Origin of the sequence: Caproicibacterium amylolyticum (assembly GCF_014467055.1) — a bacterium.
GTDB classification, from domain to species: domain Bacteria; phylum Bacillota; class Clostridia; order Oscillospirales; family Acutalibacteraceae; genus Caproicibacterium; species Caproicibacterium amylolyticum.
The window spans coordinates 368,451-385,597 of record NZ_CP060696.1 but is presented as its reverse complement, the minus strand read 5'-3'; the positions used below and the strand labels follow the sequence as shown (position 1 = coordinate 385,597).

The window sequence follows — 17,147 nt, the reverse complement described above, 5'->3', positions numbered from 1 at the left end:
GCCATTCATTAAGGGTACGGAAATAGATATATGGGACAATGAAAAATTATAAATTTCGATACGCTCAATTTCCACCTCTAAAACGATATCTTATGCACAAAGGGAAATAAAAAATGCTGAAATGTTATTATTGTGTAAAACAACAAGATGTAACAGACTGTGGCGCAGCCTGCCTTGCCACAGTTTCTAAACAATATGGCAGAAAAACTTCCATAGCCCAAATACGGGAAGTAGCCGGAACCGATAAGCAAGGCACCAATGTTTTAGGAATGATAAAAGCCGCGGAAAAACTAGGCTTTACAGCAAAAGCCGTAAAAGGTACAGCGGATGCACTTTCCTCCGAGTTTCCCCTTCCGTGTATTGCACACGTTGTAGTAAACGGTAAACTGCTGCATTTTGTTGTAATTCATAAAATCACGAAAAAGCAGATGATTATTGCAGACCCAGCCAAGGGAATTGTTAAAATATCTCCTGAAGAATTTCTCAAGGAATGGACCGGCATTCTGCTGTTTCTGGTTCCAGATGTGAACTTTGAAAAAGGGAATGACACCAAAGGCACTTTCAGCCGGTTTCTATATTTACTGAAACCGCAGAAGAAACTACTCGCAAATATCTTTGTTGCTTCTCTGCTGGTTACGGTGCTGGGTATTCTAACATCTTTCTATTTCCAGCTTCTCATGGATACCATTCTGCCGAATGACTTGAAGCAAACGCTCACCGTAATTTCTATCGGCATCATTATTCTTTACATATTTAAAACCATACTTGACGCATTCCGTTCGCAGCTTATGCTGTATCTAAGCCAGCGTATTGATATTCCGCTGATTCTCGGCTTTTATCAGCACTTGATGAAATTGCCAATGAATTTCTTTGGTACCCGTAAAATCGGCGAAATTATCTCCCGCTTTGTAGATGCTTCAAAAATCCGCGATACGATTTCCAGTGCCGCATTGACTATTATGATTGATACCCTGATGGCTGTTGCCGGGGGAATCATGCTCTGTGTTGAAAACACAAAACTCTTTGGAATTACGGTAATCATTTTAGGACTTTATGCTGCAATCGTGTTCTCATTTAATAAGCCGGTGAAAAAAATCAACGAAAAAATGATGGAGGAAAATGCGCAGCTCACTTCTTTCCTTGTAGAATCACTGGAAGGAATAGAAACAATCAAGTCCTTTACTGCTGAAAGGAAAGCAAATCAAGAAACTGAACAAAAATTTATAAAGTTCTTGAAAAGCACATTCCACGGCGGATATATTTCCAATGTGGAAAACTCACTTGCAAATGGAGTTGCGGCCGTCGGAGGAGCAGTGATTTTATGGGTAGGTGCTACTTTTGTTTTAAACGGCAGTCTAAGCGTAGGTCAGCTATTGACTTTTAATGCGTTGTTGGTATATTTTCTCGATCCGGTAAAGAATTTGATTGGGCTGCAGCCGCAGATTCAGACAGCTGTTGTTGCGTCTGACCGCCTGGGTCAAATTTTGGATTTGTTGCCGGAAGTCAACAGCAATGAAAGCAAAAAAATCAGCCCTGAATCTTTACATGGAAACATCTGTTTTCACAATATTGATTTTAGGTACGGCACACGCAGGCTGGTTTTAGAAAACATTAATTTGGACATCAAGCAAGGAGAAAAAGTAGCTTTCGTTGGAGAAAGCGGTTCTGGAAAAACCACACTCGCAAAATTACTGATGAACTTTTATACGCCTGAAAAAGGTGAAATCCTGATTAACGGAATTAATATTCAAGATATTAACCGTGAAAAACTAAGGGAGCACATTGCATACATATCTCAAGACATTTTTCTATTCAGTGGAACGATTCATGAAAATATGCAAATTGCAAATTCAGATGCTTCACTGGATGAAATTATCAAAGCATGCCAAATGAGCCATGCGCATGATTTTATCAATAATCTTCCACTGCGGTATGAAACAATGCTGGAAGAAAACGGTGCAAACCTTTCTGGGGGACAAAAACAGCGCCTCGCGATTGCCCGTGCGCTGCTGAAACAACCTGACATTTTGATTATGGACGAAGCCACCTCTAACTTGGATTCTATTACAGAAAAAGCAATTGAAAAAACAATAAATGAGTTAACTTGCGGTACTACTACCATCCTAATTGCACATCGGCTAAGTACAATCCTGCAATGCAATCGAATTTTTGTAATTGATAATGGAAAAATAATAGAAAGCGGGACACATCAGCAACTTATTCAGCAAAACGGGCAATATTACCGTCTATGGAAGGAACAATCACCGGAATCGTTCTCTGAAAAAGTGGCCGTACCAGATAAGGAAATCGCAAAATGAAAAACATTATCGTCGACATCGATGAATTTACTGATAGCCGTGAAATCATGTTATCCAGGCCAAAGCCATTCGTAATCTGGCTAATATATATAATTCTTGCTGCTTTTTCCACATCCATTGTTTGGGCAGGATTTTCTCATATTGATGAGTATGTAAAAGTATCAGGAACTGTAAGGCCAGTGTCTGAAACAGCCAGCATCAAATTTCCTATAAGTGGGAAAATACAATCTGTTTACGTTAAAGATGGGCAAACTGTAAAAGCAGGAGATACTTTGCTGCAAATAAATGTTAAAACAACAAAAAATCAAAAAGCCACAGACGAGCAGCAGTTATCGATTTTAAATAAGGAAATCAACGGAACTGAAACACTTATAAAAAGTATTCAATCCGGCAGCAACCAGTTCAACGCATCCGATAGTTCCCAAAATAAATATATTTCAAAATACAACGACTATCTTTCTAATGTAGGTATTACAAAAACACAGTATGAGTCCAATGCACTGGATTTGAAACAAACAAAGCTTGATGCAGAAAAAACAATTTCTTCTACTCAAAAGTCAATGCAGGTATGTACAGATTTGCGTCATGACTATCAAACTCTTATGGATTCAGTTTCTTCTAACACAAATAAATTTACATCACAAAACACCATTTGCGCTAAAAAATATACGGTCTATGCAGCTAAATATCAGATTGCTCAGCAAACGTGTGCTTCAGATGAAGAAAAACTTGAGAATGCAAAAAGTTCAGGAAGTTCTCAAGATATAATTAACACAATAGCTAAAACAATTAGTACTGACAAAAACAATCTGCAATCTTTAGTGGATAGTGAACTTTCGGACATTCAAACAGAAATCACACAGTTGGACAGCCAATTAAGTGAACAGCAGTTAGCTAAAGATAAAGCTGAAAATCTATTGGGCGGCACCGCTTCAAAGCAAAACGGAGAAGACGAAGCACTTGAAAAGCTCAAATTAGATACAGTAACCAGTTTGAATTCAGACTTAACGGCCTTACAAGGAAATGCATCAAATTTAAAAAGCCAGATTTTCGAACTCGTGCAAGCCATAAATAATGCCACAGTTAAAGCAACTGTCAATGGTAAAGTGTCATTACTAGCAGCCTTGCGGAATAATGATTTAGTTGCAGCAGGAAATGACGCATTAACGATTGTCCCACAGAACTGTAAACAACAAGTGATCCTATATGTTCCGGAAAATAATATATCATATTTTAAAAAGGGAGCATCATTAAAATATCAGATTGATTCTTTGCCTTATAAAGAATACGGTGAAGCTGAAGGCATTGTAACTTCTATTTCCCCAGATGTTATAACCAACCAAGCATTGAAAAAAGACTATTACATTGTAAAAGGTGATCTGTATTCTTCATCATTAAAAAACGGGCAGGGGTTAACCAACCATATTCAAACCGGAATGAGTTGCCAAGCAAAAATTATTTATGGAAATAAAAGTGTTTTGCAATGGATTTCCGAAAAATTAAAGCTCAGCGATACTTACTAAGCAGAGCATTCCAAAACCTTAACATTACACTACTTGTCAAATTCACAGACATAAAAACATAATTTGCGAAAAATACTGATGCATCATTGCAGCAAATGAAGTTGATCAATCATTCACAAACAGTTTTTCATCACCATTTCACTAATCCCCTTTTTCTTTCAACATATTAACAATAAAGCTTGCTAATACCATTCTCATAAACCTCATAATTTCCGCATAGAATCGAATAACGAAATGCAGGAGTGTGCGTTTTATGAGAGGCATCGTCGAGGGACGAGCTGTTGAGTTCGGAGATTACATCGTTCAATTTATTGCGACCGGCCGCGCGGCGGTCAAAAAGTTTGGTGTTTCTAAGTCCACAGGCATATGGTAGTTGTAAAATAGAACGTTTCTATGTTGTCATAAAGTAATTACAGTATAAAAAAGCGGCTGGAACCTGTGCAACAGGATTCCAACCGCTTTTTTACAACATTGTTTTCAATTTCTCAGTTAGTGCAGTAAACATTTTATAATATTCCGTATTTATTCGATGAAAAATCTGTTCTGCAGTTTCTTCATCATAGATATGGGAGGTAGCATTCCGGTCATTCAAAAGATCTATCCATAACTGCCCGTCCCCTATTATACCATCCGCAAACGCTTTTCGCATCACAGACTTTGGGCTGTTAATTTCTGTATATCCTTGGTCAAGCAAATATTCCCGCATTGTTTTCCATGTAAGCTCCGTGCAAAACTCAAATCGCTGAATAACGCCGTCCCGAATGGAGTCAAGTTGATTCGTCTGATAGTCATCAAGCGCTTCCTGCAAACGCTGCACTGCCTGTACAAGTTTCGTGTACTTTTCTTCCGCTTTATTCATAAGTGTAACCCCATCCCTCTCGATATTTTTGAGCAACGCAGCATCCGTTTTGCTTGTAATATGCACAATATCAATACTGAACAACGTAGGCAAATCATCGATTGCAGACCAAAATGCACCATGATTTTGGTCTGGCATTCCATACACAGCAATATCGATATCACTATTGGGTCGATTATCTCTGCGGGCACGCGACCCAAACAGTACAATCTTTTCCGCACCATGTTTTTGCCCGGCTGCGGCAATCTGCCGATATATCTCCTGCATTTGGTTCACCCCTTTGTTATGTTTTTATTTTACCATACTCCGAATGAAAACCAGTGTCAATATATGCACTCTGCAATGGGCTTCTTGAACAGGTTTTGGATGTCGTCCATGCTGCTGATGTTGCTCGCTTGCAGCAGATCACAAATTTTTGCTCTGCGTTCATTTTCTTCGGGACTGCGATTCCTTCTGGCCATAGTAAAAACCTCCAATGTGGTGCTTCTATTCTACACCACATCGTTACAAGTTCACTATACCACTACACGCCCAACTGCAAATCTTTTTCAGTGACAGAATGCCAAACTAAGCAGCCCAAATTGTCACGCGGTTCTTTTGCGGCTATGATACAAAAGGCAGCAGAAAAGATAGCGTATAATAAAGTTCGCAAAAGGAAGGAATAGACAAAGCCACTAGGGCTCCTGTAAAATGAATGATGCTTAGACATTCAAACAAAAAGGAGAGATTCCTAATGGCTCAAAGAAAGAATACCACAAGTCTCACAGAATTACTACTGCAATGTGTAGGTCAGCCAGAACCCTATGCTCAGCATGCTGGAATGGCTGTGCGCGCAGCTTATGGAAGCAGAGGTCAGTGAACAGGTTGGCGCTGAAAAAAGTGAACGCGCCAAAAGCCGATTGGGCTACCGCTGCGGATACCGTCCACGCCGGTTAGATACACGAATGGGCACCATGTACCTTATGGTACCAAAAGTGCGTCAGGGCGGCTGCATTCCGTTCTTTGTAACAGAACACAAACGCAGCGAAGCAGCACTTATTCAAGTTGTTCAGGAGGCTTTTGTACAGGGTGTTTCCACTCGTAAAATGGAGAAACTGGCACAAAGCCTTGGTATTGAAAATCTTTCGCGCAGTCAGGTCAGTGAAATGACCAAAGGCCTGAACGAGCAAGCAGCCGTGTTCCGCAGCCGTTCACTTTCCGAGACCCTGTATCCAGTCCTTTGGGCAGATGCGCTGTATGAAAAAGTGCGTATGAACGGCAGAGTTGTCAGCATGGCTGTTCTGGTGATTTGTGGTGTAGATGAACATGGTCACCGTGAGGTATTAGCCGTGGAACCTATGGCAGAAGAATCCCGGGATTCCTACCTACTGCTGTTCCAAAACTTGAAAGGACGCGGTTTGGCCACGCCAAAATTGATTGTTTCAGATGCCAATGCGGGCCTAGTTGCTGCCATTCGAGAAGGCTTTCCCGGTGCATCCTGGCAACGCTGCAAGGTGCATTTTATGCGCAATATTCTGGCTCATATCCCTCAGAAAGATAAAAAATCCTTTGCCGCAGTGCTCAAAGAAATCTGGTTGGTACCGTCTGCCGAAAGTGCATGCAAACGTGCAGCTGAGCTGATTGATAAATACGGCCGCCGTTTTCCCAGAGCAATCCAGTGTCTGGAAAATGGTCTTGAAGATTCGCTGGCTTTTTATGCTTTTCCTCAGTTGGATGCCCGCAAAATTTCTTCTTCCAATATGCTGGAACGGCTCAACAGGGAGATTCGCCGCCGCACTAGTGTGGTTGGAATCTTCCCAAACGAAGATTCCTATATTCGGTTGGTTACCACTTATCTCATGGAATATGCAGAGGACTGGTCTGTCTCCAGAGCATACATCAGTGAATATTCCATGCAATCGTTACTTCACCAAGCTGCTTAATTCTTTTAATGCTTTTTACAGGAACCCTTTTTGCGAACTTCTCTTGACGCGGGCGAAACCGTAGATTTGGAATAGGATGGTGCCACACAATGTTTCCACTTCCTGATAGGCCTTCCGAGTGGAAACACCATTGATAACCATCTCCGTCATTCTTGCAATGAGGGCAGCCTCGCTGCGGAAGTAATTCTCAAGCACCATGGTTTTGAAGGCTTGATTTCTGTGATGGGGCACATGCAGTGTAATCCGTCCAATACGGGTAGTAAAGCCTCTGTCACGGCTTCCGTTCCGGCTGTCAGCGCGTTCCTCTGAGCGCTCGTAGGGGCTGCCTGCAGTTGCTCTGCGGATTATGCCCGGAGAACGCTGTTCAGGATGTCCTCCAGCAGTTTCCTGAAAGCATCACCGCAATTTTGTGAAAGCAGTTACAGAATTTCTTCCTGATTTAGTGTAATATGGAGTTGAGCCATTGTGTTCTACCGCCTTGGCAATGTTGCTTTAATCATTTTCCATTATACCTGAAGGTTGAGCCAATGGCTCATTCTATTTTTTACCTCATTATACGGGCACTGCCGCTGCTCTGTTTGACGGTAACAATATTCCTTTCTCTAATCGGATTATGCATGATACTAAGGTGTCAGAACAGCACAGCTTCCTTCCTCTCTATCGCCGCTCAGAAACGCAGAGATTGCCTGCACTTCATGCCAGCTTGTCCGCTTTTTCACATATTCCCGCCCGCGGTCGATCATCAGAATCTCTGTTCCGCACGCCGCTTTTCCACAGAGCTGTCCATCATACACACATTCAGACAAAACATCAGCGAGTTTCTTTCCATACCGAAAGGAGACCGTCAGCCAAAACTGAGAGAGGTAATTCGGCTGCGGCAGCGGCGCCAAACCAAAGAAGCACGCAGCAAAGTCCGTAATGGTGTCACTCGAAAGTGCTGCGTCCAAATAATATGCAGATGCTGTCCACAAACAGGCCGCCGCATTTTCCGGTTTATAAATTCGGTTATCATTCGCCATCTCACAAATCGGCAAAAGCTGCTTGTGGTCACCCAACAAGGCTATGGGAATATCCACCGCCAAAAACGGCAATACCTTTGCCAAGGACGTATACGCCGCTTCGTCTATGATGATTTGATTTGGCTGAAAATTCTCTATGTTCGGCAGCCGCCGCCAGATAAGCGTGTCTACCGTCCCACACAATTGCCGCTTCTTTCACCCGTTTCCAAAAAGGCTTTTCCCAAGTTTTCGGAATAACCGCGCCTTTTTCCGTTTCCTGCTTTTCACATACTTCCGGATATCTTGCAAGCAGCTCTTTTGTGGGCGTTCCTAATTGGATTACCTGCTGACGTGCGTCATCTTCTAACAATTCCAGTACATTCATCAGTGCAGTGTCCGCCGTTTGATTGGTTGGAGCCGCCAAAACAACGCGCTTGCCTGCCCGCAGTAATTCCTCCGTACTGGGTGCCAAAACGTGGGTGGTTTTGCCCGCTCCCGAAGGCCCCCATACATACGCATATGGATTGTTTAAAATTCCAAATGCGGCTGCACACTGTTCTTCCGTTGCATTCTCAAATACAGGCATGACAGATGTCTTTGCTCTTTTTCCCAACAGTTTCAATTCGTACTGCTGCAAAAAAGCATAGATATGCTCAACTAAAAAAGTCATATCTGACAGCAGTATCACGTCCTGCTCCTTCAGCCCTGTAAAAAAACTGCTGTCACCCATAGCATACAGCACATGATTGTCATTTTGCTCTCGTTTTAGCTTGAGGCCTTTCGTTGGTTCTCCACGAATCAGTACACGAACCGTTTGGAGAGAGCGCACCACATGATCCACCAAAAGTTTCGTACAGTTTGGCGCAAGAATCGTCGGCGGTTTGGTCAAATGGGCTTCACTGCCCACTTGTTTTTCCTTTAAATAATGTAAATAAAGTTCTGTTCCTTTGATGGCTTCCTGCTGCAGCTGCTTAATTTCCATTATTATTCCTCCCACCTTAAGCCTTTCTCAGTTCTATTTTTTCGTTATCATTAGTTTATATCTAACGTTAGATGCATTCAAGTGAATTCTTTCATAATCTTGTGTTAGATTTTTTGTGTAAACTAACGGTAGATATATTTGTAAAATTCTCTTATACTCAAATCAATATAAATTTTTATGTTTCATAGAAACGAAAGGTGACCACTTAAATGGCTGGAGACACAAACTACAAACGAAAATTCAACGAGCAAAATTATGACCGCCTTGCAATTACCGTACCCAAAGGGAAAAAGGACATTATCACGGATGCAGCAAAGCAACAGGGCAAAAGTTTAAATAAATTTGTAAATGAAGCGATTGACGAAAAGTTGGATGCAGCAAAGAATGAATAGAAAGCAAAAACAGCGGGAGTTTTCACCCTGCTGTTTTTTTATTTGCCCGTACAAATTGATAATCCAGATAATTTTCCCGTGTCACCTGTGCACGGAAATGGTCGTTGCTGTAAATGGACACCGCCATGACTGCAATAAAGTTATAATAGTGTCTCCTGTGGTCGATAACGGAATAGGTTTTACTTATTCCACTGGTGTTTTTCATACTGCACAGCCGTTTAAAGTCCTTATTGAAATCTTGTTTTTTTGATAACTGCCTGTCCTGTTTATAAAGGTCAATGGTTTTCTGCCGCAGTTCCTCCTCATACGCGGGATTAGCCCTCATTTTGTCAACAAAATATTTGTATAAAGACTGCATTTTATATCTGCGCTGTGCCTGATACGTCCCCGCATAGGGCTTGTAATCCTGCACCAGCGGTTCACCCAGTACGTTCCGATGGTTGACCCGTGCTCTGGTTTCTGCTGCTGCCAGCAGGCGTTCCAATTCCGCTTTATCGCGTGCATCTATCACCAGTGTGTGGTTGTTTTTTCCGCCTTTATCCTTCCAGTCCAGCACATTATAATAATAAGTACCGTCCGGATTGACTGTCTCTCGACAATCGCAAATGCGGATTTCCGGTAGCTTTTCGCGGCGGATTCCTGTGCAGCGTGCCAAAAGTTCCGCATCATAAGGCCGTCGATTATACTTTTTGTAAAATCCTTGCAAATTATATACGTCTGGTATATCAAGAGATTTTGCCTTTTCTGCGCCCCTTGTGGTCAAATATTTTATAATTTCTGGATGCTGTTCTTCCAGCTTTTTAAGCGATTTCTTTACCTCTAAGTTCTCATACGAAAAGCCATTGAAAATTTTTGAAATGTACCCGTGTATCGTCGCGTTTTGCAGTCCATTTTCATGCAGACATAAAATATAATTTGGCAGTTGCTTGTACGCTTTTCCCTCACTTATATGTGTTTTAAAGCCCTGCTTTTTTAAGTAACTGCAAAACCGCTCACACGCCTGCACGGCAGACTCGCGCTCCCCGATGCTCCATACCCATGCATGGCTTACATCCTGACGTTTGGAAAGATTAACAGGCCTTTCTAAGTAGCGGCGATAGATTTCCGCCTTCATTCGATATTGCAGTGATTTTTGTGCCATTTTAGAGCATTTTCCTCTTTATTTTAAACTTTTCCGCGTTTTTAACAGATGGGCAGACTTCTCCCGTCTGCTATTTGTCCTGTTTTCTTTCAGGTTTGCGGAAAAACCGCTGTCGAGAATACCTAATTGTGGGGCTAGGGTATGCCTGTTTTTGCTTACGCACGGTACAGACCAGTCTTAAAAAATGGCTTTAATGGGCAATTTTTTCAGATTGCTAGACCGCAGAACTTTCAAATTTCAGCTTTCAAAATGATGTTTTTAACAAAACATCATTTTGCGGTGCTGCTGGACCGTCGAGCATCTATTCAGTTTTTAGTGTATTAAAGCTTTTGCAAGCATCCAAGAACGACGCTTTTCAAAATCATTCACGAAAACTTCAACTGACTAAAAACATCTTAACAGGCCTAAATGCCTGGAATTTTCAGATAAAAAACAGCCGCAAACTATACTGCTAAACAAACTGCTAAGGCAATTTCTAAAACTTTATAATTTGCGGCTTTTTAATTTTTGACTCGAGGATTGATTGATTTCATGATGCAAAATAATTTTAAATTCTTAACTTTATCAATTCTTGAGCACAATATAAGTATACAACAATTCTGATAAAATTTTAAAAAAATTTTTCAACTCATAATTTTCTAATTTCTTGTTTTTTGAATACTTACTTTTATTACTTTTTATGATAGATATGAATTTTTTTACAATTCTATTGACTTTTCCCAAATACCGTGCTATATTTATTTGCAATCAATGGAGTTATGAAGTCAAGCAGAATCCAGTAAGTTTTTGTTGTATTGAAAACTTGCTCCATTCTGCTTTTTTATTTTTCTCAAACTTTGTCGTCTTCGGGAACGACACCGGATTCCTGTTCTGAATTCAAATTCTCCCTCATATAAGTTGAAAGTAATCTGATGGGAGGAAGGCGATCATCGTGTCACAGTCCAAAGTCAAGCTTAAATTTCACTTTCACAACCCAAACTCTATCGATGAAACGATTTCTTACATACTGCCAATTATGATTGAAGCAAACACATCCAAATTCAAACAAGCCATTCAGAAATATGCGGACAAGTCTGCTGAATCTCCTGATTCAGTACAAGCTTCTTAAACTCTTACCAATACCACAAAGAGCGTGCAGGCGAATTTTTCGCTTGCACGCTCTTTTAGTCTTCCAGTATTTCCTCATAGGAAATTTGCAGGACATCCTTCAATGCCTTTAATTCATCCGGATAGATAGAGCGCTGCCCCACTTCAATCTTGGCAAGCGCACTTCGCGTCAGGTCACATCCAGCCACCTGCAGTTTCGCAGAAAGCTGTTCCTGCGTGAATCCCCGCTGCCGCCGCAGTTCCCCTAAATGCTGTCCAATTCGTTTGTTCTCTTCACCGTTCATTTCAATACCGCCTGCACTTATTTCGCACAATCTTATATTGATTTTACCCACGGTGAATGCTATAATTGCACTATTATAGTGCAATTATAGGAAATTCTTTTGAAATGAGATGGAAATGAAATGAGTCAGCCCCTCGGGCAGCATCTTCGGCACTTGCGTCTGAAACATGGCTTCACACAGCAGCAGTTGGCGGACAGTTTAAATCTTGACCGCTCAACAGTCGCGTATCGCGTATATGGAAAGCGGCCGAATTCTGCCCAACCTGCACACCCTTGCCAAACTGAAAGTAGTCTATCATCTGTCTTGGGACGAACTGCTAAACGGATTTCAGGCATCAGCACCGCTTCTTTCTCATAAACCTCATAATTCCCGCATAGAATCGAATAACGAAATGCGGGAGGGTGCGTTTTATGAAAGGCATCGTCGAGGAACGAGCTGTTGAGCTCGGTGTATACATTGTTCAATTTCATGCGACCGTCCGCGCGGCGGCCAAGAAGTTTGGTGTTTCTAAAAGTACCGTACATAAAGACGTTACACAGCGTTTAAAACAAATCGACCGGCAGTTGTACCAAAAGGTGCAGAAAGTGCTGGCGATTAACAAAGCGCAGCGGCATATCCGCGGTGGTCAGGCAACAAAGGAAAAATACGAAAAATTAAATGGACACAAGCGCTAAAAAACAGCGTTCGGTGAAAAGTCTGTACTTCTCACCGAACGCTGTTTCTGCCAAAAAGTCAGAAAGAATACGCCAACCGCGGCATACATCCCATATTTTCCGGACAAATATTATATACCTTTTTATCTTTCGCAACCATTGAAATCGGAATCTCTGGCAGCAGGCTGTGCAAAACATCAATGAAGCCATTCACAGGTTCTTCTGCCATACCGGTTACAATATGTACTGCTCCCACATGGCGGGCAAAAGCTGCCGCTGTGTAAGCTGCCTCATCATTAAAATAAACAGTCATTTCTGCATCTGCTTCTTTAGATGTTTGCCGCAGATACTCCAGCTCATCACAGTCCCCGTTCACACCCTTGCTGGTAGGCTGAACACACAGCACCTGCAGTTGCACATTGCGCTGCTGCGCAATACACTTTCCTGCATGAATGAGCCGGTCACAGTCATGCTGACCGGTAACGCACACAAGTACTGCCTTTTTGCTATCCAAAATCAGGACCCCTTTCTCTGCTGCGCCGCAAAAGGGCGCTTGCCCAACTCGTTGCAATACATACATTATAAAATACAAATACGAAAACAATGGGAATAGAAAATGTATATTTTATGAACAATCGGCTGAATTGAATCCTTTTATATTTTGTCTATTTTGCTGTTCCTTCCGCTTATATTATAACATATTAAGTATCAGAACTCAAATTAAAATACGGTAAATCGCGCAAAAAAGCTGGCTGTGAAACGTCTTTTGTTCCACAGCCAGCTTTTGGTATCTACCGGCTCCAGCATCACTTTAAAAGCGCTGCCGGATCTACAAATGCACCGTTTTTCTGTACAGCAAAGTGCAGATGTGCATTTTCTGCAGCTTCACTCGGTACGGTATCCACCGTACCGAGTTTCTGTCCCGCTTTGACAACATCGCCCTTCTTCACGGCAACATTCCCAAGCCCGCAATACCACGTTTCCAGACTGCCCGAATGGGAAATCTGAACTGTACAGCCCATACTGTCGATTGTTGTAACCGACTGTACAGTGCCGTCCGCAGCAGCGGTAACCTCTGCACCCTTTTTCGCGCTGAGGTCAACGCCGGTGTGCGCGCGCCAGTCCCGCATAGTTTTGGAATACAGCGGTGTTTCACTGAAGGCCTGCTGAACAGCTGCATCTTTCACCGGAAGCCGAAGCTTTGAAACAACGGCTGCAGCCGGCACGGTCTTTTTTGCTGCGGCTGCCGAAGAAGCAGGCTTGCTTGCTGCCTTGCTTTCCTTTGCACTTTCAGCGGGAGCCGGTGCAACACTGGCAGCAGACTGCGTCGGTTTCTGTGCTTCAGAACCGGTGGTAATGGTCTGAATGGTATTCACAGAAGCTTTTTTATACTGATGCACGCTGTCATACGTTGTCCAGCCAGCCACGCCAACGGCTACCAGGCACACCGCTAATGCAATGTAAAAACCTTTTTTGCCGGAGCTGGGCTTTTTACCGGTAGAATTTCTTTTGGGAGTATACTCTGTCGGGTTTTCATTTTCTAGTTCTTCATTTTCTTGATATTCATTACTGCTCAATCCTGCCACCTCCAACCACAGTATGGACCGAGCAGCAGGAAAATATACACATGGAAGCATCAGGAATTTTCATTTTTACAGAAAAACCAGCTCTGCGGCAAGTTTTAACGCTTTCACAGAGCTGGTTTTTTAAAAAACTTTTCAGGCAGAAAAAAACCGGGCTGCGGCACCCGGTTTTTTTCAATAGCTTGAGGGGTATATTGAGGAGGGTAGAACATACATCAAGTGAACGGTGCGGCTCCGCTGAACTTGATTACAAGAAGAGTATACTGTATTATCGCTCAAAAGTTGTTAATATTGTGTGAATTTTTTATAAATAACAGCAGTTACAAACAAACGTTTGCGTTTTGCTCTGCTTTATGCTATACTAAAATCAATAAAATATTAGGGAACAAAGGCAGCAACGCTATGCACCTGCCTTTGCTGTTCAGTACAGGAGGAACTGCCATGTTAACAGCCAGCCAGCAAAAGGTTTATGATTATTTGAAAAGCCGCTCGCGAACCGGTTTGCCCCCAACCGTGCGGGAAATCTGCGCTGCAACCGGGCTGAAGTCCACCTCCAGCGTACACGCACATTTGAAAACGCTGGAGCGCGAAGGGTACATTACACGGGACGCCGGACTGAACCGTGCTATTCACGTTACTGGTGAAGAAAATGCGGTGCCGCTGCAGATTCCGGTGGTTGGCCGTGTTGCAGCCGGTCAGCCGATTCTCGCGGTTGAAGATATTGACGGCTATGTTCCGTATCAGCCGCCCCGCCGCAGCGGCGATGCCGAATACTTTGCCCTGCACGTGCGCGGGGAAAGCATGCGTGACATTGGTATTATGAATGGCGACATTGTCATCGCCAAGCGCGTGCCTACCGCAGAGGACGGCGAAATTGTAGTCGCCATGATTGACGGCGAAGCAACTGTCAAGCGCATTTTCCGCGAACCGAAGCGTATTCGCCTCCAGCCCGAAAACCCTGATTTTTCGCCTATTTACGCAAAGGAAGTAACCGTACTGGGCATTGTGGTTGCGCTCTACCGCAGCTACTGACTTTGATTTTGTGGAGATGACCCTCTATGAAAATGGTAGAAGCCTGCCTTCCCTGCCTTGTAAATCAGGCGGTGAAGGTTGCCAACCTGACGCACGCGCAAAACCGGGAACTGCTTTATCACCAGGTATTCCGATTTTTAAGCACAGCAGACTTTTCCATGACCAGCCCAGAGATAATTGGCTGCACATTCCGCATGCTGAAAGAGCATATTCACAACGATGACCCCTACCTGGAAACACGAAACTATTATAATGATTTGTTTCTAAAGCTTTCTGACCAAATTGAAGCCGCCACAAATCAATCTAAAGACCCCTTTAAGGCCGCTGTGAAGTATGCAATCATCGGCAACATCATTGATTTTAATCCGGTGCACAGCATCACGCTGGAAAACGTGATGACCTACTTCAGGGATGCGGACAGCACTCCCCTGACGATTGACTGTACGGATGAACTGCTGCAAAACCTTCGTTCTGCTAAAAACCTGCTGTACCTCGGTGACAACTGCGGCGAAATCTGTTTGGATAAGCTGCTGCTGAAAAAAATCAAAACCAGCTTCCCAAATCTGCATGTTCGTTTTGGTGTGCGGGGGCAGCCGGTCGTTAACGATTCCATTGAAGCCGACGCAGTGCGAGTCGGCATTCCCGAATATGCAGAAATCATCAGCAACGGCGATGATTCTCTCGGCACTGTTCTGTACCGCACAAGTCCGGAATTTCAAGCGGCATTTCACAGTGCAGATGTCATTATTGCCAAGGGGCAGGCAAACTATGAATGTTTAAGCAGTTTTGCCCACAAAAATCTTTATTTTCTGCTAATGACAAAATGTTCTGTCATTGCAGAGGATATTGGCGTACCCGTCAAATCTCTGGTCTGCATGCGTGCAAACACCGCTGCTAATTAAAAAATTTGCAAAAAAGATGCCTGCAAACGGCCAAGGGAGCCGTATGCAAGCATTTTTTGCTTTTTATATGTTTTCCTTAAACTTTACCAACATCCGTCAAACAGTACCGCACGCACCATGGCCGCTTCCGCGCCGCGGTTCTTCAGTGGCAGCGCGCAAAGCAGATAAGCCCCTGGCTTCACTGTTTCCAGTGCCAGATTTTCCAACACAGCCACTTCCGCAGAAAGCAGCGCACAGTGCGGGCCGGAAGAATCTTCTTCCGGCGCAATGCTTGCCTGCTGCGTACCAATCAGCCGCACGCCTGCCATAGCTGCAGCAACAGCTGCCTCGCGGGAAAGCCAAACTTCTCCGCTTAAAAGCAGGCGTTCCGGATTCTCCGTATCTTTCAGCAGCTGCTCCATCTGCTGCATATTTAAAATCCCATTCGCTTTGACTACCACGCAAGGACCGCAGCAGCGGCTAAGGTCGACCTCACTGATGTCCGCACCATTTTCCACAAAGTGCAGCGGTGCGTCCATATGCGTACCGTTGTGACTGCCGGCAGTCAGCTCACTCAGATTGCAGGCACCGCCCTCCTCCAGCCGCTGCACAAAACGCAAGCTGGCAGTTGGGTCGCCGGGATAAGCCGGAGTGCTGAACAGTTCTTTAGAAATATCAATAATGGTCATTTCGTTTTCTCCAACTGCTGCACAAGTTTCGGCAAAACCGCCAGGAGCAATGCTGTGTTTTTATGTGCGGATTCTGCCGCAAAGGTCGGGAAATCTACCGCTGCATCGTTGTCGCCGTTATCAGAAATAGAGCGCAGCACCGCGTAATCCACGCCCGCCATACAGCACACCTGTGCAATAGAGCCGCCCTCCATCTCACAGGCAACCGCACCAAAGTCGGCCGCAAGCTGATGCAGTTTGTCATTATTCGCAATAAACTGGTCGCCTGTCGCAATAACGCCCTTGCAGACATGGCCTTCATACACATCCTGCGCACAGTCAGCAATCAGTGCCACTGTTTGGGAAGGAACCGGCATCTGCACTTTTTGCAAAGCACTGATAAAGCCCACCGGGTCGCCCAGTGCTGAAGAATCCATATCATGCTGAACAAGGCTTGTAGCAACTACAAGGTCACCGATATGTACATCTTTGCCGATGCCGCCCGCAACACCTTCACACAGAATAACCTGCGGATGATACAGCAAAATCATAGTCTGTGTGCACACCGCTGCGGCAACCTTACCGATTCCGCACTGTGCAACCACACACTGCACGCCTGCCATCGTACCTTCGTGGAAACAAACACCGCTGACAGCTTTGCTCCCGGTCTCCTGCATATTTCCCAGCAGCTGCTCCACTTCGACTTCCATAGCTCCAATGATACCAATCATTTTCATTCTCCTAAACCATTGCAATTACTTGCTTCCTGTTTTTAAAGCATACTTGTTTATTATATCTTTTGCT

The 17,147-nt window shown here is 43.7% G+C and carries 17 protein-coding genes and 3 pseudogenes; 9 read left to right on the top strand and 11 right to left on the bottom strand.

Translation table 11 applies throughout. The features are described from left to right. Positions 1–113: 113 nt before the first annotated feature. From H6X83_RS01790 to H6X83_RS14650, 3 genes are all read left to right on the top strand, one after another. On the top strand, positions 114–2,318 hold the full coding sequence (locus H6X83_RS01790; RefSeq protein ID WP_212507476.1) for a peptidase domain-containing ABC transporter: 2,205 nt from the start codon (positions 114–116) through the stop codon (positions 2,316–2,318). Further along, on the top strand, positions 2,315–3,841 hold the full coding sequence (locus tag H6X83_RS01785; RefSeq protein WP_212507475.1) for a beta-barrel domain-containing protein: 1,527 nt from the start codon (positions 2,315–2,317) through the stop codon (positions 3,839–3,841). Before H6X83_RS01790 ends, H6X83_RS01785 begins: the two co-directional genes overlap by 4 nt. Before the next feature lie 253 nt (positions 3,842–4,094). Then, entirely contained in the window at positions 4,095–4,214 is a 120-nt protein-coding gene (locus H6X83_RS14650) for a sporulation transcriptional regulator SpoIIID (protein WP_212507474.1), read from the top strand. Positions 4,215–4,304: 90 nt separating this feature from the next. Here the strand turns inward: H6X83_RS14650 and H6X83_RS01775 are convergent, their stop codons facing one another. Both H6X83_RS01775 and H6X83_RS01770 read right to left on the bottom strand, forming a co-directional pair. Then, positions 4,305–4,967 (bottom strand): HI0074 family nucleotidyltransferase substrate-binding subunit, encoded by a 663-nt coding sequence (locus tag H6X83_RS01775; protein WP_212507473.1) that lies wholly within the window; start codon positions 4,965–4,967, stop codon positions 4,305–4,307. Positions 4,968–5,035: 68 nt separating this feature from the next. Next, positions 5,036–5,161 (bottom strand): annotated as a pseudogene (locus tag H6X83_RS01770) (IS256 family transposase); the annotation flags it as partial. A 272-nt stretch (positions 5,162–5,433) separates the two neighbouring features. Between H6X83_RS01770 and H6X83_RS01765 the strand changes: the two are divergent. Next, positions 5,434–6,622, top strand: a pseudogene (locus H6X83_RS01765) (IS256 family transposase). Positions 6,623–6,709: 87 nt separating this feature from the next. Here H6X83_RS01765 and H6X83_RS01760 read toward each other — a convergent pair. From H6X83_RS01760 to H6X83_RS01750, 3 genes and pseudogenes are all read right to left on the bottom strand, one after another. Further along, positions 6,710–6,940 (bottom strand): annotated as a pseudogene (locus H6X83_RS01760) (transposase); the annotation flags it as partial. 305 nt (positions 6,941–7,245) lie between these two features. Beyond that, positions 7,246–7,725, bottom strand: a complete 480-nt coding sequence (locus tag H6X83_RS01755) for a hypothetical protein (protein ID WP_212507471.1) — start codon at positions 7,723–7,725, stop codon at positions 7,246–7,248. Further along, the gene (locus H6X83_RS01750; RefSeq protein ID WP_212507470.1) at positions 7,670–8,602 is read right to left on the bottom strand and encodes a DEAD/DEAH box helicase family protein; all 933 of its coding nucleotides are present in this window, start codon (positions 8,600–8,602) and stop codon (positions 7,670–7,672) included. Before H6X83_RS01750 ends, H6X83_RS01755 begins: the two co-directional genes overlap by 56 nt. Positions 8,603–8,811: 209 nt before the next feature. On the opposite strand from H6X83_RS01750, the gene H6X83_RS01745 reads away from it, so the two are divergent. After that, positions 8,812–8,994, top strand: a complete 183-nt coding sequence (locus H6X83_RS01745) for an antitoxin (RefSeq protein ID WP_212507469.1) — start codon at positions 8,812–8,814, stop codon at positions 8,992–8,994. Between the two features lie 22 nt (positions 8,995–9,016). Here H6X83_RS01745 and H6X83_RS01740 read toward each other — a convergent pair whose 3' ends face one another. Both H6X83_RS01740 and H6X83_RS01735 read right to left on the bottom strand, forming a co-directional pair. Next, positions 9,017–10,135 (bottom strand): hypothetical protein, encoded by a 1,119-nt coding sequence (locus tag H6X83_RS01740; RefSeq protein WP_212507468.1) that lies wholly within the window; start codon positions 10,133–10,135, stop codon positions 9,017–9,019. Between the two features lie 1,163 nt (positions 10,136–11,298). Next, entirely contained in the window at positions 11,299–11,526 is a 228-nt protein-coding gene (locus H6X83_RS01735; protein ID WP_212507467.1) for a helix-turn-helix domain-containing protein, read from the bottom strand. Positions 11,527–11,646: 120 nt separating this feature from the next. Here H6X83_RS01735 and H6X83_RS14745 point away from each other — a divergent pair, with 120 nt between their 5' ends. Further along, positions 11,647–11,883 (top strand): helix-turn-helix transcriptional regulator, encoded by a 237-nt coding sequence (locus tag H6X83_RS14745; RefSeq protein WP_212507466.1) that lies wholly within the window; start codon positions 11,647–11,649, stop codon positions 11,881–11,883. 53 nt (positions 11,884–11,936) lie between these two features. Continuing rightward, complete coding sequence (gene spoIIID / locus H6X83_RS01725; protein ID WP_212507465.1) at positions 11,937–12,200, top strand: sporulation transcriptional regulator SpoIIID; 264 nt, start codon at positions 11,937–11,939, stop codon at positions 12,198–12,200. Positions 12,201–12,258: 58 nt separating this feature from the next. Here spoIIID and H6X83_RS01720 read toward each other — a convergent pair whose 3' ends face one another. Together H6X83_RS01720 and H6X83_RS01715 are read right to left on the bottom strand one after the other, a co-directional pair. Then, positions 12,259–12,693 (bottom strand): adenine nucleotide alpha hydrolase family protein, encoded by a 435-nt coding sequence (locus H6X83_RS01720; protein ID WP_246419421.1) that lies wholly within the window; start codon positions 12,691–12,693, stop codon positions 12,259–12,261. A 292-nt stretch (positions 12,694–12,985) separates the two neighbouring features. Beyond that, complete coding sequence (locus H6X83_RS01715) at positions 12,986–13,756, bottom strand: M23 family metallopeptidase (RefSeq protein ID WP_212507464.1); 771 nt, start codon at positions 13,754–13,756, stop codon at positions 12,986–12,988. Positions 13,757–14,203: 447 nt separating this feature from the next. On the opposite strand from H6X83_RS01715, the gene lexA reads away from it, so the two are divergent. Beyond that, positions 14,204–14,794, top strand: coding sequence for a transcriptional repressor LexA (gene lexA, locus H6X83_RS01710; RefSeq protein ID WP_212507463.1), 591 nt, complete (start codon positions 14,204–14,206; stop codon positions 14,792–14,794). Between the two features lie 26 nt (positions 14,795–14,820). After that, positions 14,821–15,696, top strand: coding sequence for a damage-control phosphatase ARMT1 family protein (locus tag H6X83_RS01705; RefSeq protein WP_212507462.1), 876 nt, complete (start codon positions 14,821–14,823; stop codon positions 15,694–15,696). A gap of 83 nt (positions 15,697–15,779) precedes the next feature. On the opposite strand, the gene H6X83_RS01700 is transcribed toward H6X83_RS01705, so the two are convergent. Together H6X83_RS01700 and H6X83_RS01695 are read right to left on the bottom strand one after the other, a co-directional pair. Then, positions 15,780–16,364 carry a cyclase family protein gene (locus H6X83_RS01700; protein ID WP_212507461.1) on the bottom strand — a complete coding sequence of 195 codons (585 nt, stop codon included), beginning with the start codon at positions 16,362–16,364 and terminating at the stop codon, positions 15,780–15,782. Beyond that, positions 16,361–17,074, bottom strand: a complete 714-nt coding sequence (locus H6X83_RS01695; protein ID WP_212507460.1) for a 5'-methylthioadenosine/adenosylhomocysteine nucleosidase — start codon at positions 17,072–17,074, stop codon at positions 16,361–16,363. The genes H6X83_RS01700 and H6X83_RS01695 overlap by 4 nt, the downstream gene beginning before the upstream one ends. Between the last annotated feature and the right edge of the window lie 73 nt (positions 17,075–17,147).